This window comes from Limnobacter sp. UBA7229 (assembly GCF_002473065.1).
Classification (GTDB): Bacteria; Pseudomonadota; Gammaproteobacteria; order Burkholderiales; family Burkholderiaceae_B; genus Limnobacter; species Limnobacter profundi.
The window spans coordinates 1-18,869 of sequence record NZ_DKTN01000018.1; the positions used below are offsets into that span (position 1 = coordinate 1).

Here is an 18,869-nt window from a genome sequence, read left to right on the forward strand (position 1 = left end):
ACAAGTAACCCATGCCGAGTGGGCAACAAACAGCAACGGCGCCCCTTCAAGTTCAACCAATAAAGTTGAACAAGGTCAACTGCGAGGTACTCGCAAAGCTCTGTTGTGCAGCCTGAAGCTGCAATTGGCCCTGTGACAGCTCACTGATGGCCTTGGCATAATCCAGCCCCACCGCCTCGCCAGCAACGCGCTCAAGCTCTAATTGAGCCGATTGGTTGATTTGCTGCAGGGTTTCCACTTCACGCAAACGAACGCCTACCTTGGTGCGGGAAATTTGAACCTGGTCAAAAATCTCATCCAGTTGTGCACCCTTGTCATTGAATGCTCTCAGGTAAGTGTCTTGCAGTGTGGCGCCCTCTTGCCCATTTGGGTAGGCAGGATTACGCAGCAAGGCCACTGCATCACGAAGGATGGCAAAAGCATCTTCGTTGGTATTCGGGTCAACAAATGCATCTTGACCGGTAATGCTCAGGTTGACAAAGCGGCCGCTGGCCACTTGAATTTCACGGCCAATCACAGCCTCACCGGCTGCCGCAGTGGTGGTTTCAAGGAAAGTACCGGTGACTGCGCCGCCAGGCGTCTGAAATGGCTCCTGATCCTGGAAAGTGCCGGAGAACATGTAGTAACCATTGGCGTCGGTGCGGTTGGCGATGCCACGCAACTCTTCCATGCGTCCTTCAATGTCTTGCGCAATAATTTCACGGTCGGCTGGGCTAAGCGCGGCGTTACCCGCCTGCAGAAATGCTTCCTTGATGGACACCATGATGTCGGAAGCGGACTGCAAGGCCACATCCATCTGACCCAGCTGGTTGTTCACGTAAGTGATGTTGCTTTGGTAGCTGTCGATGGTTTTAACACCCGCCTTCGCACCCAAGGCCACCGACATGGCCAAAGGGTCGTCCGATGGTTTCAACACGCGCTGCCCGGTTGCCAACTGCCCCTGTATTTTTACCAGTTCAGACTGCTGCTTGCTCATGCGATCTGTGCTGAGCTTGAAGTACTGGTTGGTGCTGATTCTGCCGATTGCCATAATTTTTCCTTGAGACCCGATCAGAACATGCTGAGGATTTGATCAAACAATTCTTTGGACAATGAAATCACACGGCCCGAGGCTTGGTAGGCCTGCTGAAACTTGATCAGGTTGGCGGCCTCTTCGTCCATGTTCACGCCCTGCAAAGCATCGCGTGAATCGGCCACCTGATTCAACACGGTTTCGCGCGACTCCGCGGCCAAATTAAATTCACGTGTTTTGTTGCCTACACGGCTGACCAGTTGGTTAAAGCCATCCGAAATGGAAACACCTGCCGAGTTGTTGGACTGAAACAAGGTGCGTGAATTTTGTAATGCTGCCACCGCCAGAATGTTCTCGTTGTTACCGATACTGGGATTCACAGCCGACGAGGCTGCTACTTCCGATGGACGGTCAAGTGCTGTGCGCATATTCAATGCGGCTTCGCGCACTGGCATCAACACGAAACGATCACCTTCCTGAGGTGTGGCATTGTTCAACTGAAAGCTGAGCAAGGGTGCACCGGCAGGATCGCGAATTTCATAGTAGTCACCACCGGGATCGGTCACCAGGTTGGCGGGAACAAACGGGCCATCCGAGCCCACTTCGCGATAGCGTGGTTGGCTACCCACAATTTGAACTTCGTATTCGGCGGGACCCAGCTTGGACAAATCAAGACCACGCAAGGTAACCTGCGTGGGGTTCACCGTGCTGTTGTTCACATTGGGAACAACGCGGGAAATGTCGTCCACAAAACTGCCGCTGCTGCCGAAGCTGAACAGTGCACTGGCCGGATTGTTGTCCAGGTCGACACCCGCTGTTTGAATGTCGTTGACGGTTTGGCCAATTCGCGCAGCCAACAAGCCAATGGTGTTTTGGTATTCGGTCAGCTCATCTTCCCGGAAACTGAGAAAACCAGCCAAGGCACCATTGCCCAGGCTGCTTGAATCGAACGCCAACAGGCGATCTTGGCCATTCACATTGGTGGTCATTCCCACCAGCAGGTTTTGTGGGTCTTGAGGATCCACCTGAGTTTGTACTTTGAACTGTGTAGTACCAATCACCAACGACTGGCCATTCGCCAGAAACAGGTTGGTCGAACCATCCGCCATGTCCACGCGGGTAGTTTGCACCTGCTCGGACAATTCAAGAATCAATTTGTCCCGGCGGTCCATCAAATCATTGGGAGGCCCGCCGTTGGATGTTTGGTTCTGGGCAGTCACAATCTGGTTGTTCAAGGCAGCAATTTGCGATGTGGCGTTGTTCAGTTGCTCAACCGTGTCGCGCACCTTCAAGTTGGTGGCACTGCGCAGTTCGTCCATCACCGTGTTCAAACCGTTGAAGCGTGAACTCAGGGTTTCCGCAGACGACAAATAGTTTTGGCGGGCAGCCAGGTCGGCCGGGTTGGTCGACAGCGTTTGTGCCGCACCAAAAAAAATACTCAAAGCGCTTGATAAGCCCGAGGCATCATCTGCGATCATCGCATCTACACGCGCAATTTGCTGCGCCTTGGCGTTGTAAAAAGCAGCGTCGGACGTGGCTTTCTGTTCCTGCGAGTTGATGAAATCGGAATACACCCGCTGCACGGATGCGATATCAACACCTTGCCCAATGAAGCCAATGTCGCTGCCTGTAGACGGGCGCGACTGCTGGATCACCTGCTGGCGATTAAAACCAACGGTGTTGCTGTTCGCAATGTTGTGCGAGGTGGTGGATAGCCCTGCCCGGGCCGCATTCAGGCCGCTGAGCGCAATTCCGTAGACCGAGTTCGACATAATTCAGGATCCTTTGGTGTCTTGAACGACTTAACGGTCGGTTTTCGGGAAAGTTGAGGGGAAGTCTTTTTTAACTTGTCCCGGCGGGAAAATGGTTTGCTCACCACCCACGCCGGCACCGGCTTTCAACTGCCTGGCAATCTCACTGGCCAGCCCCAAACCCTTGCCCGACAATTTTTGCACCAGTTCCTGGTCGTACATGCCTTGGTAAGTTTTGGTGCTGGAGTCGGTGAACAAACCACCTTCCGGGGTGGCATCCCGCATGCTCTTCAAAGCCATTTGTAAAAAAATAGACTCGAACTGAACAGCCACTTTGTCGATCGCCGCATTGAATTCCTCGCTGCCACGCTCTGCGCGCGCGCCACGCTTCAAACCCTCCAGGCTGCGGGAATCCATTGACAGCATTTGTTGGGTATCCACCGGATTGTTCGACAATGGCGTCATTTAGATCACCTCGAGTTCGGCTTTCAGGCTGCCAGCAGTTTGCATGGCCTGCAAAATGGAAATCAGATCGCTTGGGGTTGCGCCCAAAGCGTTCAGTGCTTTGACCACATCAGACAGCTGCGCAGCGCCCTTGATTTCGATCAACTCGCCACCGGCTTCGGAAATTTGAATATCGGCCACTTCAGTGACCACGGTTTCACCCTGACCAAACGGTGCAGGCTGGGAAATGACTGGGGTAGAAGTTATTTTCACGGTGAGGTTGCCGTGCGCCACAGCACAGCTTTCAAGCATCACGGCCTGGTTCATGACCACAGACCCCGTGCGTGCATTCACAATCACCTTGGCGCTTCCCATGGCTTTGTTGATACTCAATTCTTGAACACGCGACAAAAATGCCACGCGGTCGTTGGGGTTGGAAGGTGCACGAACCTTGATGGTGCGGCCATCCAGCGCTTGAGCCACATTCGGGCCCATGTTGTTGTTGATCGCCTCGGCCACGCGAATGGCGTTGGAGAAATCGGTGCTGGTCAACTCAAGCTGCAAGGTTTCACCAAGCAGGAAAGGCGAGGCCACCTCACGTTCAACCAAGGCACCCGCTGGAATGCGACCTGCCGACAAATGGTTGATCACGGTTTTGGAGCCCCCCGCAGAGGCACCTGCACCACCCACAATCAGTTGGCCTTGGGCCAAGGCGTACACCTGGCCATCAGCACCTTTCAAGGGGGTCATGAGCAACATGCCACCACGCAGGCTTTTTGCATTGCCGATTGACGAGACAGTTACATCGATCGCTTGGCCGGGCTGAGCAAAGGCTGGCAAATTGGCAGTGACCATGACTGAGGCCACATTTTTCAGCTGCAAATTGGCGCCTGGGGGCAAGGTAATGCCAGATTGCTGCAGCATGGACACAATGCTTTGACTGGTAAACGGCGTTTGCGTGGTTTGATCGCCAGTGCCATCCAGACCAATCACAATACCGTAGCCATACACCGGGTTGGCGCGCACGCCAGAAACAGTGACCAAGTCACGAATTCGGGTTTGTGCGTCTGCCTGCGTACCAAATGCCATCACCGCAGCCGCGGTCAGTGCCAACACGGCGGCTTTGATGATTCGGTCTTTCAGTTCCGGGAAGGAAATGCGTTTCATGGTGTGGTCCAGTTCAGAAAGGCAATACGGTCAGGAAAAAGCGGCTTAGCCAGCCCATGGCTGTGGCAGAGTCCAAAGCTCCTTTTCCGCGGTATTCAATGCGGGCATCGGCCACCTTGGTGCTGGGCACCACATTGCCGGGCAAAATGGTGATGGGGTTTACCACACCACTGAATTTCAAATACTCCACTTCGCGGTTGGTACCAATCTGTTTTTCGCCCACCACCTGTAAATTTCCATTGGGCAACACGCTTGCAACCGATACTGTGATGGAACCGGTCAGGGTATTTGCGGCGCGGCTGGAGCCTTCGCCAGAAAAGTCTTTGTCGCTACTGGCACTGCCATTGATGGCGCGCAAATCTCGACTGCCAAAGAAACCCTGAATGAGTGGTACATCAATGCTGGCAGAATCGCTGCGGGAGGCACTCATGGAGTTGGTTTGTGCGGCATTGATTTGTTCGATGATTTGAATGGTGAGCGTGTCACCCAAAAAGCGGGCGCGCTGGTCTTCAAACAAGGGGCGATAAGTGGCCGGGCTGTACAAGCTGCCTGTGGGTGCAGCCATGGCCACCTGGGCTGGCTGCTGAACCGGCTGCGGCACGGTGGTTTGAGCAGGCATGTCTACTTTCGGTGCGAAAGTTGAACAAGCCCCTAAAGTTATCGAGAACGCTGCCGTTAAACCGATTAGTACCAATCTTTTCATGCCATACACTCCATCAGAACACATTCAGTGTGCCCAATGTTTCAAGAATCAAAGCTGAGATAAGCGCTGTAACATCTGGTCTGATGTCGAGATTGCCTTGGAATTGATTTCGTAAGCACGCTGGGCCTGGATCAAACCCACCAGCTCTTCCACCACGTTCACGTTGGATGTTTCCACGAAACCTTGGGACACAAAACCCACACCGTTGGTGCCCGCCACCGCCTGGGTGGGTGTGCCAGAGGCTGCTGTTTCGGAGTACAGGTTTTGGCCCATGCTGAACAAGCCCGCCGGGTTTACAAAACTGGCCAATTGGATTTGACCCAATTCCTGGGGTTGAACCTGACCCTGCACCACTGCGGAAACAACACCGTCTTGAGAAATCGAGATTTCCTGAACGCCTTGCGGAATGGTGACCGGGCCAAGAATTGGGTATCCGTTGGAAGTGACCAGTGTGCCGTTGGCATCAATCTGAATGCTGCCATCGCGGGTGTAGCTGGTGGTGCCATCGGGCATTTGAACCTGGAAAAAGCCCTGACCGTTAATCGCCACATCAAGTGTGTTGCCGGTTTGCTGCAGGTTGCCCTGCGCAAAATTTCGCACGGTAGAAACAGGCTTTACGCCGGTACCAATCTGCAAGCCGGATGGCACCTGAGTTTGCTCGGTGGTTTGTGCACCGGGCTGTCGAAGTGTTTGATACAGCAAATCTTCGAACACGGCACGCGAGCGTTTAAAGCCGTTGGTGGCTGTGTTGGCCAGGTTGTTTGAAATGACATCCAGCTGGGTTTGCTGGGCATCCAGGCCTGTTTTTGCAATCCACAAAGAACGCATCATGATGGTTTTCTCCTTAATTCATGCCAAACAGGCTGTTGGCGGCCTGGCCGTTTTCTTTAGCCGTGCTGATCATTTTCATTTGGGTTTCATACTGGCGGGCAGCGGTGATCATTTGCACCATCATGTCCACTGCATTCACATTGCTCGATTCAATAAAGCCACCAGCCACACGCACATTCAAATCTGCTTCAGCAGGATCGCCGTTGGCGGCGCGGAACAAGCCATCGTCGCCGCGATTGATTTCACCTTCGGGAATGTTGACCAGCTTCAATCGACCCAGTTGAACTACATTGGTGTCGCCACTGATGGGAATTGCAGAAACGGATCCATCGCCTTCAAATGACAAGCGATGGTCGGGCGGCACGTTGATGGGGCCGTTGCTGCCGATGACTGAATAACCTTCCTGGGTCACCAAATTACCCTGGCCGTCGAGTTGAAAAGAACCATTGCGGGTGTACGCTTCGTTGCCTTTCGCGTCGTTGACTGCAAACCAGCCCTCGCCTTGAATGGCCACGTCCATTTCCCGGCCGGTGGACTGAATTTGTCCCGGCGTGGTGTCAAAGCCAATGCTGGTTTCCACCGCAAAGCTTCTGGAACCACTGCCCTCGCCTGTCACAGGCGCGCTTTGAAAAGCCATAAGTTGTTGCCGAAACCCGGGCGTGTTCACGTTGGCCAGGTTGTTGGCAATGTTCTCTTGGCGAGACATTGTGCCTTTGGCGGCTTGGGCGGCCAGGAAAATCAGTTTGTCCATTCTTGCGATCCCGCTTCAGTTCACATTAACGAAGGTTGGTGATGGTCTGGAAAATTGAATCTTGCGTTTTAATGGTCTGTGAGTTGGCCTGATACACGCGCTGTGCGGAAATCATGGCCACCAGTTCAGCCGTCAAATCAATGTTCGATTCTTCCAAAGCACCCGACTGGATAATGCCGAATGCGGTGTCTTCACTCAGCGACACCAATTCAGGTCCCGAGGAGTTGGTGGCCAACCAGCCATTCGAACCCACTGGCTGCAAACCTTCGGGATTCGGGAAACGATACAAACCAATTTGTGCATGATTCACCAACTGACCGTTGGCGTAGCTGATGGTCAACATGCCGTCTGCGCCCACATCAAAACCTGCAAATGGAGAGGATTCAAAACCATCCTGACCCAGGTTTTGCACCACAAACGAGCTGCCGTACTGGGTGGTGTTGCTCATGTCGAACGTGTATTGGTTTGGGGCTGTGCCAGTCGAAGAGAAAGGCACACCACTTGCGGTCACGAAACGTGACATGTCAACTGTCAGATTTCCGCTGTTGGGGGTAGTCAACAGACCGTCAACGCCATATTGCAAGCTGGCCGCTGTGGATTGCGCGGGTGCTGTGGTTACAGCCACGGGCGCGGTGCCAACGTCGACCTGAGTACCGTCGACCGTTGCAAACACCGACCAGTCATTCGAGGCTTCTTTGCGCATGTAAATGGCCATGATGTGTGCACCACCCAATTCGTCATACACCGTCATCGACGTTGAATTGTTGAAGGTGTTCAAATTTGCCGGATCGAAAGCCAATGCAGGATCAATTGCCGTGGCACGTGCATCCAGGTTCAGGTCAAGGTTGGCGGAACGGGTGGCAGCAGGCGGAATGCTGCCGCGTGGCACCAGAATATCCTGGGCAACATCGGAGGGGCGGCCAGTGGCTGCATCCACGGGGAAGCCTTGCAGTTTGTCGCCACGGGAGTTCACGATGACGCCTTCATTGTTCAAAGTGAATTGACCGTTGCGGGTGTAAATATTGTCACCATTGCCAGCCTGCACCTTGAAGAAACCGGTGCCACTGATGGCCAGGTCCAGGGGGTTACCGGTCACATTGATATTGCCCTGCTTGAAGTTTTGCGTAACCGCTGCAAGGCTGGTACCCAAGCCGATGCCGTTGGTGGAACGTGCGCCATTGAACGCGCGGGCGAACACATCGGAGAACTCTGCCTCTGATCCTTTAAAGCCGACCACACTGGCGTTGGACACGTTGTTTGCAATGACTTCCAAACCGCGCTGCGCTGCGTTCAGACCACTCAAACCCTGCTGGAAACTACCACCTGCTGAAAAAGCCATGCTTGACTCCTTGGAAAAATCTTTAAATTAGAAAACCTGCTTGATGTCGGCGAATGTAATTTCGCTGCCATTGCTGGTTAAAAGTTTGGTGCCTTCTGCGCCGGCATTGCGCACGCCTTGAACCACAGAAAGGGTCAGTGGAGTGACGCTGGCGTCTTTGCCTGCTGCTTTTGCTTCGATCTCAAACTTGTAGTTGCCGGCGGGCAAGGTGCTGCCGTCGTTGCTTTTGCCGTCCCACTCAAACTCATGCGTACCTTTGGATTGCGGGCCCAATTCGATGGTGCGCACCACATTCGCCCCGGCATCCAGCACATTCACGCGCAGAATGTCGGCACTCTGGTTCAGTTCCATGGATCCCACGGCCTTGCCATCCACCAGTTTCAGATCATTGCCTTCGGTCAATACTGCGCGACCCAGCATGCTGGTGGCCTGTACTGTTTGGTTGGCATTGATCGACGCTGCTACGCCTTCCATGGTGGCATTCAGTGTGTTAATGCCGGTAACGGTGTTTAACTGAGCCATTTGACTGGTCACCTGGGCATTGTCCATGGGGGCCAGTGGATCCTGGTTTTTCAACTGGGCCACCAGCAAAGACATGAACCGCTCCTGAATCGCTTCGGGGCTGTTTTCATCGGTTTTCTTTTTTGCTGCTGTGGTGCCGCTGTTGTTACCCAGTGCGGAAGTTACGTCAATCGTCATTTTTCATTGCTCCTTACTGGTTGCCCATGTTCAAGGTTTTCAACATCAACTGTTTGGCTGTGTTCATTACTTCTGCGTTGGTTTGGTAGCTGCGCGAGGCGGCCAGCATGTCGACCATTTCTTCCACGGCATTCACATTGGGCATGTAAACATATCCGTCTTCATCGGCCATGGGGTGCTTGGGGTCGAACATTTTTTTGGCCTCAGACTGGTCTTCCACAATGTCTTTCACCTGCACGTTCTCAGCCAGCGAGGCCTTGCCAGGCGCTGCTTTTTGAAGCACGGCTTCGAACACCACCTTGCGGGCCTGGTAAACAGAATTGGGATCGCCGGCTGCCGTGTCGACGTTGGCGAGGTTGCTCGCCACTGTGTTCAGGCGTGTGGTTTGCGCTTGCATCGCGCCACCGGCCAGTTTGAAAGAATTGAATAGCGACATATTGTTCCCCTAAGCCTTATTGGTTACCCGAGCCCATGGCCTGCTTCAAGGAAGAAATTCTTCCGTTGATGGCACGCAAGGCGGCTTCGTATTTCACTGTGTTTTCTGCAAAGGCGGCGCGCTCGCGGTCAATGTCAACCGAGTTGCCATCAATGGCGGCGTTGTTGCCACGACGAAATTGCAACATCTCGGCCGTGCTCATGCCCGCATTCCCTTTGCCGGTGATGTGGCCCTGGTGGGTGACTGCCAAAGCGCCAGCACCATTGCCCAGGCCCGGATTGACCGGAGCGGTCATGGATCCTTTCTCGCCCGTGGCTGCTTTCAGTGCGCTTTGAAAATCGAAATCGACTGCTTTGTAATTGGGGGTGTCTACGTTGGAAATGTTGGAGGTCAATACCTCTTGCCGACGTGCTCTGAGTTTCAGGGCCTCGGCAGAAAACTGCATTGCATCAGTGAGTTTGTCCAACATCTTTTAATCCTTCATACACGGACGGATGAATGGATTATTGAATTGATGCTGTCAAATCAAAGTGAAGATAAAGGGGGGAAAGGGTGCTCTTTTTCTGCTTAGGGTGCAGCAAGCTCCCGCCTAGGATGTTGTCATCGAGGCAGGAATTGTTTCTTACAGTGACATTTACGGCGGCAACGCCCAAAACTTGAATGAAATTTCACACTTTTTTGAACATCGCATTTCAGGTGCTGTTGGGTACAGGACTGCTGGCCGGTACTGCACAAGCCAATGGTTCTCACTGGGTAACAGAAGCCCAGCTGAGTGAATTGGTAGACCCTGCATTGCTGCCGCCGGGCGCAAGTGTGGATGTGAAGTTTGTCAAAGCCGATGATCGAATTGGCAGCCTGCAATGCCCTGCTGCATTGTTTGCCAATACAGCAGGCAACAAAATGTGGGGCCGCACTTATGTGCGCGTGCAATGTGTGGGCTCAGACACAGCTCCCTTTTTTGTGGGCGTAGACGTGAAAGTGTGGGCGCCAGTGCTGGTGGTGAAAAGCACAGTTCAATCGGGCCAAACGCTTGGCCTGAATGATGTTGAGTTTCGAACCATGGATTTAAGCCAGCTAAGCCATGGCTGGGTCAGCGAGCTTGCACATTTAAACAACAAAACAGCAGCCCGCCAATTGTGGCCAGGTACCCTGTTGAAACATGACCATTTGCGCGGTCAGGCCTTGGTGAAAAACGGCGACACAGTGAAAGTGATGATGAAAGGCCCTGGCTTTGCAATTGGTGGCACTGCGGTGGCCATGGGTGAAGCCGAGCTGGGCGAGGTGGTAAAAATCAAAACCTCGCAGGGCAAGATACTTCACGGTGTGGCGCGAGATGCACTACTGGTTGAGGTTAGTTTGTAGGGGGGATCCTCAAAAAGTAGGAATTCTTTCGAGAATTCGTTAAAGTTAGGTGGAATCGAGCCGTTAAGAAAACATACGAAACCCACTTAGGCTCTGCCCAACGCGGAGGACATCATGAGTATTAACAGAATAAACCCGGGAAGCAACCCGATTGACAAACTGACCAAGCCACAAGGTGGCAGCAAGTCAGCATCGGTTGGTTCCACAGAGAAAACCAGTTCGGAAGGTGCGGTAGCCAAGCTTTCCGGACAATCCAGTGAACTGAGCGCTGCAGGTGCTCCGTTCAATGCCGAGAAAGTGGCCGAGATCAAAGAGGCCATTAGCAAAGGCGAGTTCAAGGTCAATGCCGAAGCGGTTGCAGCCAAGGTGATTGAAAGTGCTCGCGAGTTGCTTGGTCAAAAGTAACCGAGGATTGAAGATTATGTCGCACGCTGACGCAGCAAAAAATTTATACCGCAACCTGGCTTATGAATGTGACATGGCCATGGCGCTGGTTGATATCTTGCTTGAAGAACAGGCGTGCCTTGTAAAACTGCAAACCACTGAACTGAACAGCCTGGCCCTTCGCAAGGAAGCCATGATGCTGGAGCTTGAAAAGCGTTACCTGAACAACGTTCAATTGGCCAAGGCCGAGGGCTTTCAGCCCAATATGGACGGTATCGCGCTCTGGGTCGATGTGCTTGCTGCACACGAACCCCGCCTGTTGGGCACTTACTCCACACTGCGCACCACCCTGGCCCACGCACAGCGTTTGAACAAAACAAACGGGGAGCTGGTGACTGAGCAACTGGCTGGGCTACAGGAAAGAATTTCGATTTTGACTGCGGCTGCGGTGGCTGAACAAAAGCCAACCGCCAGCGACACCTACGGCCCCAAAGGCGGCATGAGCCAGTCAGCCCTGACCGGTGGCGCTATGCCCCGCGCGGTAATTCGTTGATCGTTAACCAATACGACACCAGTGCAGAAATTCGGGTCAGGTACTGATCGAATTGCACTGGTTTGACCGCAAAGCTGTTCACTCCCAATTCATATGAACGTTTCACATCGCTGATTTCGCGCGATGAAGAAAGCACCACGATGGGCATGGTTTTAAACACATCGTGTGAACGCAGAAACTTCAACACTTCAAGGCCATCCAGCTTGGGCAGTTTCAGATCGAGCAGCACCAACTTGGGCAAATTCAGGGCCGCACTGTCTTTGGGGTGATCTTCCATTAGCTGTTTGAAATACTCGATGGCCCGTTCGCCGTCCTCCAGCAACACTGTGGTGGAGCTTGAGGATGTTTTGCGAACCACGCGCAAGGCGAGATCTGCATCATTGGAATTGTCATCAACCAGTACTACGTCAGCCATGGCAAATATCCTTTTAGTCGTTCAGGTCGGCGTGCTCAGGCAAGGTGAATGTGAAGCAGGCCCCCTGGCCCAACTCACCCTTGGCGCTGATTTCACCGCCGTGACGTTCAATGATTCGTTTCACAATGGCCAGGCCTACCCCGGTGCCATCGAAATCTTTTTTGTGGTGCAAACGCTCAAACACGTTGAACAGTTTGTCGGCGTACTTCATGTCAAAACCAGCGCCGTTGTCTTGCACACTAAAACTGTAAAAACGACCTGTTTTTTCACAGTCAATGGTGACCTTTGGCTGCGCCGCTTTGCTGCTGAACTTCAGGGCGTTGTCGATCAGATTCATCCACACCTGTTTCAACAACACGGGGTCGGCATACACGGGTGGAAGCTCGCACAACTCCACCACGTTTTTGCGCCGGGCGTCGAGTTGATCCAGAATTTGATCCAGCAGCTGTTGCTGGTCTACTTTGACGCGCGCAACATCGGTGCGCAGCAAACGCGAAAAGTCGAGCAAGCCGTCAATAAGACCGCCCATTTGACGTGCGTTGTTGCTGATTCGATCGAGCAGGCCGCGGGCATCTTCCGGCAGGCTGTCGGCGAAGTCTTCCTTCAGAATGCTGGAAAAACCATCAATGGCGCGAAGGGGCGCACGCAAATCATGCGACACCGTGTAGGTGAAGGCCTCGAGTTCGGAGTTGCTGCGAGTAAGCTCGGCAGTGCGGTCGTTGATGCGCTGCTCGAGCGTGCCGTTCAAGCCCTGCAAATCGTCTTCAAAAACCCGACGCTCTACACACAAACCAAGCAGGCGAATGGCGGTTAAAACGCGCAACACGTCATCATGACCTGTGTTGTTGACACCTTGCTGGGCCACCATGATCCAGTACTCGGGCTGATTGGGCTCAACGGCTTTGCGCAGTGCAAACCACACCGCAGTAATGCCAAGTTCGCTTGCCCAATTGTCTTCAAAATAATGCTCGGGTTTCATTTTGGCGATCCAGACCAAACCATGCTGGTCGTGGCCTTCCAGGGGCTCACAGAGTTGCTCGGCCTTGTCCCAAAATGCCTGCCCTTTTTCAAGTGGCATGCGAAGGTTGGGGTTGGTACCCCGCACACGCCAGTGGTTGTGCTCGGATTTGTCGCGAAAACCCAGTACCACTTCGGCATGCACGGTGAGGCAGTTTTTCAAACCACGCGCATACGATGCCGCCAACTCGGGAATGGGTGCAGAAAGCAACACACCTTGCAACAGCGAACGTTGCAGGGAAAGCAACTGTTCATTCAGGCGTTTCTGCGTGCGATCGGAGGACACGCCCATGTAGCCTACAAAGTCGCCGTTGGCGTTGTACAAAGGCCGGCCAGTGGATTCAAAAATAATACGCTCAGAGTTTTGGGGCCAGTACTCAAAGCAAACCCGGTCAAAGGGTTGGTGACTGTCCAGTAGCTCTTTGAAAGTGTCCCAGTTGTAGCGCGGGTCAATACACTTCAAGCCTTCGACGTCCCACCGGGCCAAACCATCAAAAGGCAATTTGAACCCGCTTTTGGCGTTGCTGTTTTGATCTTTGCCGCGGTAGATGATTCGCACAATGGTGTGGGCCGAATCCTGGTGCCAGTACCAATCGCCCGAGAGTTCCATGAGGCGGCGCAACTGGCTTTCAGACTGGATGGACGAGCGGATGATTTCAAGCAGGCCAGACATGAGCTTGTTGCCCATGAACCACGCACCCAACACGCCAAGCACCAAGGTGAAAAGTACAGTTAAATTCCAGTTGGCGGGATCGGAGGTGGTGGCTGCCATGTAAAAAGCGGTCAAGGCCAGCGGACCAATGCCGGTGAGAATCACCAAAATCAGGGAACGATTGACCCTGGTGCGGGATTGCTCAAAAGTTTTCGGTTTTCCCTGGGCTTTGGGATCAGCCATGTGTGCTTAGTGTTCGCGAAGCTTGGCTTTGAGGCGACTCACCGCCTGGGTGTGCAACTGACACACCCGGGATTCAGTCACGCCAAGGACAGCGGCGATTTCACGGAAGTTTAACTCTTGCTCATAATACAGTCCCATGAGCATTTTTTCACGCTCGGGCAGGTCTTCAATGGCCTGGATCAGGTTTTCCCGGAAACGTTGATCACCCAGCATTTCAAGCGGATTGGCCTCTTCGTCGCCACCTATCTGGCGATCCAGATAACCTTCACCATCGCCGTCGTCTGCATAGTCGTCGTAAAACACCAGCGATGCACCGCGCGAATCAAACAACATTTCCTGGTATTCGTCCAGACTCACGCCCAAGACTTCAGCAATCTCTTTCTCAGAGGCGGAGCGCCCCAGTTTTTGCTCGGCTTTCAGGGTTGCGGTTTCAATTTTTCGTTGTGCCTGGCGAACGCCGCGCGGCATCCAGTCGGCTGAGCGCAGTTCATCGAGCATGGAGCCACGAATTCGCTGGCTGGCATAGGTTTCAAACTGGGCGCCCTGCCCTTCTTCAAAGCGGGTAATGGCGTCCATCAGGCCGATCAGGCCGGCTTGAATCAGATCATCGATTTGCACCGATGCGGGCAACTTGGCAATGAGGTGATGCGCCAACCTGCGAACCAGAGGGATGTACTGGTCCACCTGCTTTGATTTGTCTAAAGTGCCCTGGGCTGTGTACATGGAGTCTGTGCTTCCTGTCTTGTTATTACGCCAGTGCGTGTTCGTCGAAAGAGCAAATGGCCTTTGCGATTCTCCGACCTGCCGCAATCATCTCCCGACCGACCTGGTTCAAGGCTTTGCCCGAGGGCAAGGCTGGCAAATGCCCCGCATACTGCAAGGGATTGACCAGAAAGCTCGAAGTGCTTTCCAGCAAATTTGCGAACACGTGATCGGCTTCATCTGTGCTTCTTACACCCGCAACAATAACACGATGGTGAATATTTTCGTCTACCCCTTTTGAAGAACGAATGGCCTGAAAGGCGCGGGTAACGGATCGGGCGGTGGGTTGCACCACCCAGTACCAGTCGTCTTGCGGGGAAAATGCCTTGGCCAGTTCCACTGCCTCGTAAGGCAAGGTGGCATAAAAGCGGTCACAGCTGACCGGCATGCGGTGAAGCTTGCCCAGCAGGGCCAGGGATTGGGCCGGCTTTTTGGCTAGGGCTTCAAGACCGATTCGGGCCACCACCAGGTATTGGGATTCAGCAAGCTCGATGACCTGGTCTTCCAGATTCAGTTTGCCATTGAAAAATTCGATCAGATCGGTGCGGGCATGCGCAGGCAACAGTTGAGGAAGGCCTGCGGCGGACCCGTCAAACAACACGGTTGAGCGTTCAGAACGTGCCTGCTGCTCCAACACAAAACGGGCCAGGCAGGCTGCGTAATCGCTCCCCATGTCACCAAGAATCGGGTGAATGGTGGCGGCCTTGCGGCCCAACAAGTGTCGAAGTGTTTTGGCTTGATCCATAGGATTCAGTAGACCATGAAACTTTAGATTCCAGTCGCAGAGACTTGGGCCATTTTCCATTTCAATTCCTCGCTCGAGGCCTGAAAAGCCTGGCTGCTGCGCGCGCGCATGGCGCGGTGCACCAACACACGGGGATCGGCCGGGAAAAGATCTTCAGGCACGCGCTGGCCGGTGGCAATGTAGTGCAAGGCCAATTTGTGGCGCATGACAACATCAAGCACTCCGCCAATTTTGATGGCTTCGTCCAGTTTGGAGAGAATGGCTCCATTCAGGCCCGTGCTTTTGTAATGGCGCACCACGTCATCCAGCGTTTCTGGCTGGCTGGTGGCGTTGAGCAGCAACACGCGCTTTACATGGCTGTCGGTCAGAATTTTGGTTTGCTCGGCCACGCGCGAATCGCGTTGCCCCATGCCCACAGTGTCAATCAAAATAAGCCGCTTGCGCTGCATGGTATTGCGCAACTGGGCCAGGTCGGCATGGGTTTGTGCGGTGTACACCTGCACGCCCAGAATTTTGCCGTAAATGCGCAGCTGGTCTTGCGCGCCAATTCTGTAGCTGTCGGTGGTGATCAAGCCCAGCGAGTCGGCACCATACTTCACCACGCAACGCGCGGCCAGTTTGGCGGTGGTGGTGGTTTTGCCCACACCGGTGGGGCCGACCAGGGCGAATGTGCCGCCGGTTTCAACAATGTCTTTGTCGGCTGGCACCACATTCAGGTTTTTCTTGATGACATTCATCACCCAGTCTTGCACCTGGCTGTCGGAAAGATCCGCAGGAAGTTTTTCAACCACTGTGCGTGCAAACAGGGGGGAGAATCCGGATTGGGTGAGCTGGTTCCACAACTCGCCGCGCTGGGGATTTTTCTCCAAGGCATCGCGCCAGGTGATCATGGCCATTTGGTCTTTCAACAACTGGCGCATTTGCTTGATTTCTTCCAGCACTGCAGTTTGCTCGCTGGCCATGGAATCGCTGGCCGCTTGTGAACGGCGCTTGGCCACCTCCGAAATCATGTCATGTTCAGGCAGGGTTTGCGGTATTTGATGCACAGCGGGCGCGCGGTTGATCAGCACGTCACGCTGCGCGGCCACCTGCTGCGCAATTTTCTCCGCAGGTGTAGGCTGACGTGTTGCTTCCTGAGCGGCCAATTGTGTGCGCTCAGCCTTGGTCCACGACAGCGGCGCCGACTGGGCTGCTGGTTTCTCTGTCACAGTGTCCAGGTCTTGCGAGGATGCGGCCAGCACTTCAGTGCCCGCAGCAGTTTGCTTGGTGGACAAAATGATTGCATCTTCACCCAGTTCAGCACGCAGCTTTTGCAAGGCCTCTCTTGTGGTGGGGGCTGTGAATTTTTTCAGCTTCATGCTTTCGCTCCTACGACTTGCGCAACGCGGATAGTACGGTTTTCAGGAATTTCACTGTGCGACAACACCCGAAGGTTGGGTGCAGCGCGCTTTAACAATCGCGCCATGGACAAGCGCAGTGCATCGGGCACCAGCAGCACGGGGCTTTGGCCCAGCTGTTCTTGGCGACCTGCCGCATCGGCAGTTTGGCGGGCCAGGTTTTCTGCCAGGTTGGGGTCAATACCCACCTGGTCTTGCCCAGCCGCGGTGTGCGCATGGGTGATCATTTGTTCCAGCTTGGGTTCCATGACCAGCACATTCAGGTCTTCGGTGGTACCAGCCAGAGCCTGCACAATGGCACGGCCCAAGGCAATGCGCACTGCGGCTGTCAGTTCAAGCGGGTTTTTGGTGCGAACGCCGTTCTCAAGCAAGGTTTCAAAAATGGTGCGCAAGTCGCGAATGTGAACGCTTTCTTCCAGCAGGTTTTGAAGCACTTTCTGAATCACGGCAACATCCAGCAACTTGGGAGTCAGGTCTTCCACCACTTTCGGAGAACTTTTCGCACAGTGGTCCAGTAACTGTTGGGTTTCGGTTCGGCCCAGCAATTGGGCTGCTGATGTTTGCAAGATATGTGAGAGGTGCGTGGCCACCACAGTGGAAGCATCCACAACGGTGTAACCCGCTGCATTCGCTTTCTCTTTTTGATCATCTGAAATCCACACAGCAGGCAAACCGAATGCCGGGTCGGTGGTTTGCGGGCCTGGCAACTGCATGGTGACGCGGCCGGGGTTGATGGCCAGGTGTTGGTTCGGGAACACCTCACCTTCGCCCATGCACACGCCTTTGAGCAAAATACGGTACACCGAGGGGCGCAGTTCCAGGTTGTCGCGCAAATGCACGGCAGGTGGCAGGAAACCGATTTCCTGTGCAAATTTTTTGCGAATGGCCTTGATGCGTTTGAGCAAATCGCCGTCTTGCTTGTTGTCCACCAAGGCGATCAGGCGGTAACCCACTTCAAGCGCAATGGTGTCGATGGGCACCAGGTCGTCCCAAGTGGCTTCTTGTGCTTCGGTGGTGGCGGCCTTGATTTTGGCCTGGTCGTCAGTGGTGGCCACCACTTTCTGTATGTTGCCTTTCTGGGAAAGGTGATATGACAAATATCCGAAACCTCCTGCAAGCAACAGGAACACCAGTGTGGGCATACCCGGAATAATGCCCAACAAGGCCATGATGCCAGCGGTAATGCCCACGGCCTGTGGAGATTTCAGCAATTGGCTGGCCAGCTGGGTGCCGATGTCTTGCCCCTGCCCCACGCGTGCCACCACCAAACCTGCGGCAATCGAAATGACCAGTGCGGGTACTTGCGCCACCAGACCATCACCAATGGCCAGCAGCACGTAAGCCGTGCCAGCATCGGCAAAGGTCATGTCGTGCTGCATCACACCCACCGCGAAACCGCCAATGATGTTGATGATCAGAATCATGATGCCGGCCATGGCATCGCCACGCACAAACTTGCTGGCACCGTCCATGGAACCAAAGAACTCCGCTTCCTGACTGACTTCTGCACGCCGCTTGCGGGCTTCGTCTTCAGCGATCAAGCCGGCATTCAAATCCGCATCAATTGCCATTTGCTTGCCGGGCATGGCATCCAATGTGAAACGCGCAGACACTTCAGCAATTCGGCCAGCACCTTTGGTGATTACGACAAAGTTGATCAACATCAAAATGACGAACACCACAATACCAACTGCAAGGTTGCCGCCGACCAAGAAGTGACCAAATGCTTCAATCACTTTGCCTGCGGCATCGGGGCCTTCGTGACCATGCATAAGCACCACACGGGTTGAGGCGACGTTCAGGCTCAAGCGCAACAGGGTGGTTACCAGCAAAATGGTAGGGAATGCAGCAAAGTCGAGCGGACGGGTGGTGTACAAAGCGGCAACCAGCACCATGAGGCTGATTGCAATGTTGAAGGTGAAAAACAGATCGAGTGCGAAAGGTGGTACAGGCAAAATCATCATGACCAGGATCAGGATGATGAAGATTGGCGCGCCCAGGGTTTTTACCTTGTCGCCGGCCAGGCCTGCTTTTATGAAGTCCAAAGAGAATGCGGTGGAGGCCACAATTCCGCCCATCAAGTTGTTAACGGTTCAATTATGGAAAACTTTAGGTTTTCTCAACGGTGGAATTGAAGGCGAATTACCGTCTTATTGTGGATTGGGTTCCGATCTCTCGCGGTGCGTTAACTGCCCGATCGGCTTGG

The 18,869-nt window shown here is 54.0% G+C and carries 20 protein-coding genes; 3 read left to right on the forward strand and 17 right to left on the reverse strand.

Going from position 1 to position 18,869, the window contains the following annotated elements; genetic code table 11:
• Positions 1 to 52: 52 nt before the first annotated feature.
• From flgL to flgB, 11 genes are read right to left on the reverse strand one after another with little or no spacing between them, the layout of a single operon-like run.
• Positions 53 to 1,030, reverse strand: a complete 978-nt coding sequence (flgL, locus tag B4C79_RS10415; RefSeq protein ID WP_291739515.1) for a flagellar hook-associated protein FlgL — start codon at positions 1,028 to 1,030, stop codon at positions 53 to 55.
• 20 nt (positions 1,031 to 1,050) lie between these two features.
• Complete coding sequence (gene flgK, locus B4C79_RS10420; RefSeq protein ID WP_171098286.1) at positions 1,051 to 2,784, reverse strand: flagellar hook-associated protein FlgK; 1,734 nt, start codon at positions 2,782 to 2,784, stop codon at positions 1,051 to 1,053.
• Between the two features lie 30 nt (positions 2,785 to 2,814).
• Positions 2,815 to 3,228 carry a rod-binding protein gene (locus tag B4C79_RS10425; RefSeq protein WP_171098284.1) on the reverse strand — a complete coding sequence of 138 codons (414 nt, stop codon included), beginning with the start codon at positions 3,226 to 3,228 and terminating at the stop codon, positions 2,815 to 2,817.
• Complete coding sequence (locus B4C79_RS10430; protein ID WP_171098282.1) at positions 3,229 to 4,374, reverse strand: flagellar basal body P-ring protein FlgI; 1,146 nt, start codon at positions 4,372 to 4,374, stop codon at positions 3,229 to 3,231.
• 13 nt (positions 4,375 to 4,387) lie between these two features.
• Entirely contained in the window at positions 4,388 to 5,077 is a 690-nt protein-coding gene (locus B4C79_RS10435; protein ID WP_275271806.1) for a flagellar basal body L-ring protein FlgH, read from the reverse strand.
• A gap of 48 nt (positions 5,078 to 5,125) precedes the next feature.
• Positions 5,126 to 5,908 (reverse strand): flagellar basal-body rod protein FlgG, encoded by a 783-nt coding sequence (gene flgG / locus B4C79_RS10440; RefSeq protein WP_275271805.1) that lies wholly within the window; start codon positions 5,906 to 5,908, stop codon positions 5,126 to 5,128.
• Positions 5,909 to 5,921: 13 nt separating this feature from the next.
• Entirely contained in the window at positions 5,922 to 6,659 is a 738-nt protein-coding gene (flgF, locus tag B4C79_RS10445) for a flagellar basal-body rod protein FlgF (protein WP_171098277.1), read from the reverse strand.
• Positions 6,660 to 6,684: 25 nt separating this feature from the next.
• Positions 6,685 to 7,998, reverse strand: coding sequence for a flagellar hook protein FlgE (gene flgE, locus B4C79_RS10450; protein WP_275271804.1), 1,314 nt, complete (start codon positions 7,996 to 7,998; stop codon positions 6,685 to 6,687).
• A gap of 27 nt (positions 7,999 to 8,025) precedes the next feature.
• Positions 8,026 to 8,697, reverse strand: coding sequence for a flagellar hook assembly protein FlgD (locus B4C79_RS10455; RefSeq protein WP_008251758.1), 672 nt, complete (start codon positions 8,695 to 8,697; stop codon positions 8,026 to 8,028).
• 13 nt (positions 8,698 to 8,710) lie between these two features.
• Complete coding sequence (flgC, locus tag B4C79_RS10460) at positions 8,711 to 9,133, reverse strand: flagellar basal body rod protein FlgC (RefSeq protein ID WP_105028612.1); 423 nt, start codon at positions 9,131 to 9,133, stop codon at positions 8,711 to 8,713.
• Positions 9,134 to 9,149: 16 nt separating this feature from the next.
• Entirely contained in the window at positions 9,150 to 9,602 is a 453-nt protein-coding gene (flgB, locus tag B4C79_RS10465; RefSeq protein WP_105028611.1) for a flagellar basal body rod protein FlgB, read from the reverse strand.
• Positions 9,603 to 9,793: 191 nt separating this feature from the next.
• Here flgB and flgA point away from each other — a divergent pair, with 191 nt between their 5' ends.
• The 3 genes from flgA (at position 9,794) to flgN (ending at position 11,432) form a co-directional block, all read left to right on the forward strand.
• Positions 9,794 to 10,495 carry a flagellar basal body P-ring formation chaperone FlgA gene (gene flgA, locus B4C79_RS10470; RefSeq protein WP_291741554.1) on the forward strand — a complete coding sequence of 234 codons (702 nt, stop codon included), beginning with the start codon at positions 9,794 to 9,796 and terminating at the stop codon, positions 10,493 to 10,495.
• Positions 10,496 to 10,609: 114 nt separating this feature from the next.
• Positions 10,610 to 10,900, forward strand: a complete 291-nt coding sequence (flgM, locus tag B4C79_RS10475) for a flagellar biosynthesis anti-sigma factor FlgM (protein WP_105028609.1) — start codon at positions 10,610 to 10,612, stop codon at positions 10,898 to 10,900.
• 16 nt (positions 10,901 to 10,916) lie between these two features.
• A complete protein-coding gene (flgN, locus tag B4C79_RS10480; protein WP_105028608.1) occupies positions 10,917 to 11,432 on the forward strand; it encodes a flagellar protein FlgN in 516 nt (171 codons plus the stop codon).
• Here flgN and B4C79_RS10485 read toward each other — a convergent pair.
• Genes B4C79_RS10485 through flhA form a run of 6 tightly spaced genes read right to left on the reverse strand, consistent with a single transcriptional unit; the run spans position 11,407 to position 18,741 of the window.
• Positions 11,407 to 11,847 (reverse strand): response regulator, encoded by a 441-nt coding sequence (locus B4C79_RS10485; protein WP_008251752.1) that lies wholly within the window; start codon positions 11,845 to 11,847, stop codon positions 11,407 to 11,409. The two genes, flgN and B4C79_RS10485, sit on opposite strands and share 26 nt — an antisense overlap.
• 13 nt (positions 11,848 to 11,860) lie before the next feature.
• Entirely contained in the window at positions 11,861 to 13,759 is a 1,899-nt protein-coding gene (locus tag B4C79_RS10490; protein ID WP_171098269.1) for a PAS domain-containing sensor histidine kinase, read from the reverse strand.
• Positions 13,760 to 13,765: 6 nt separating this feature from the next.
• Entirely contained in the window at positions 13,766 to 14,482 is a 717-nt protein-coding gene (locus B4C79_RS10495; RefSeq protein WP_291741561.1) for an RNA polymerase sigma factor FliA, read from the reverse strand.
• 25 nt (positions 14,483 to 14,507) lie between these two features.
• On the reverse strand, positions 14,508 to 15,326 hold the full coding sequence (locus B4C79_RS10500; protein WP_291762598.1) for a MinD/ParA family ATP-binding protein: 819 nt from the start codon (positions 15,324 to 15,326) through the stop codon (positions 14,508 to 14,510).
• Entirely contained in the window at positions 15,290 to 16,624 is a 1,335-nt protein-coding gene (gene flhF, locus B4C79_RS10505) for a flagellar biosynthesis protein FlhF (protein WP_291741564.1), read from the reverse strand. Before flhF ends, B4C79_RS10500 begins: the two co-directional genes overlap by 37 nt.
• The gene (flhA, locus tag B4C79_RS10510; protein WP_171098268.1) at positions 16,621 to 18,741 is read right to left on the reverse strand and encodes a flagellar biosynthesis protein FlhA; all 2,121 of its coding nucleotides are present in this window, start codon (positions 18,739 to 18,741) and stop codon (positions 16,621 to 16,623) included. The genes flhF and flhA overlap by 4 nt, the downstream gene beginning before the upstream one ends.
• Positions 18,742 to 18,869: the final 128 nt, after the last annotated feature.

Coding starts and splice junctions, on each gene's coding strand:
- flgL (WP_291739515.1), bottom strand. CDS start 1,030: ATGGCAATCGGCAGAATCAGCACCAACCAGTACTTCAAGCTCAGCACA.
- flgK (WP_171098286.1), bottom strand. CDS start 2,784: ATGTCGAACTCGGTCTACGGAATTGCGCTCAGCGGCCTGAATGCGGCC.
- B4C79_RS10425 (WP_171098284.1), bottom strand. CDS start 3,228: ATGACGCCATTGTCGAACAATCCGGTGGATACCCAACAAATGCTGTCA.
- B4C79_RS10430 (WP_171098282.1), bottom strand. CDS start 4,374: ATGAAACGCATTTCCTTCCCGGAACTGAAAGACCGAATCATCAAAGCC.
- B4C79_RS10435 (WP_275271806.1), bottom strand. CDS start 5,077: ATGAAAAGATTGGTACTAATCGGTTTAACGGCAGCGTTCTCGATAACT.
- flgG (WP_275271805.1), bottom strand. CDS start 5,908: ATGATGCGTTCTTTGTGGATTGCAAAAACAGGCCTGGATGCCCAGCAA.
- flgF (WP_171098277.1), bottom strand. CDS start 6,659: ATGGACAAACTGATTTTCCTGGCCGCCCAAGCCGCCAAAGGCACAATG.
- flgE (WP_275271804.1), bottom strand. CDS start 7,998: ATGGCTTTTTCAGCAGGTGGTAGTTTCCAGCAGGGTTTGAGTGGTCTG.
- B4C79_RS10455 (WP_008251758.1), bottom strand. CDS start 8,697: ATGACGATTGACGTAACTTCCGCACTGGGTAACAACAGCGGCACCACA.
- flgC (WP_105028612.1), bottom strand. CDS start 9,133: ATGTCGCTATTCAATTCTTTCAAACTGGCCGGTGGCGCGATGCAAGCG.
- flgB (WP_105028611.1), bottom strand. CDS start 9,602: ATGTTGGACAAACTCACTGATGCAATGCAGTTTTCTGCCGAGGCCCTG.
- flgA (WP_291741554.1), top strand. CDS start 9,794: ATGAAATTTCACACTTTTTTGAACATCGCATTTCAGGTGCTGTTGGGT.
- flgM (WP_105028609.1), top strand. CDS start 10,610: ATGAGTATTAACAGAATAAACCCGGGAAGCAACCCGATTGACAAACTG.
- flgN (WP_105028608.1), top strand. CDS start 10,917: ATGTCGCACGCTGACGCAGCAAAAAATTTATACCGCAACCTGGCTTAT.
- B4C79_RS10485 (WP_008251752.1), bottom strand. CDS start 11,847: ATGGCTGACGTAGTACTGGTTGATGACAATTCCAATGATGCAGATCTC.
- B4C79_RS10490 (WP_171098269.1), bottom strand. CDS start 13,759: ATGGCTGATCCCAAAGCCCAGGGAAAACCGAAAACTTTTGAGCAATCC.
- B4C79_RS10495 (WP_291741561.1), bottom strand. CDS start 14,482: ATGTACACAGCCCAGGGCACTTTAGACAAATCAAAGCAGGTGGACCAG.
- B4C79_RS10500 (WP_291762598.1), bottom strand. CDS start 15,326: ATGGAAAATGGCCCAAGTCTCTGCGACTGGAATCTAAAGTTTCATGGT.
- flhF (WP_291741564.1), bottom strand. CDS start 16,624: ATGAAGCTGAAAAAATTCACAGCCCCCACCACAAGAGAGGCCTTGCAA.
- flhA (WP_171098268.1), bottom strand. CDS start 18,741: ATGGGCGGAATTGTGGCCTCCACCGCATTCTCTTTGGACTTCATAAAA.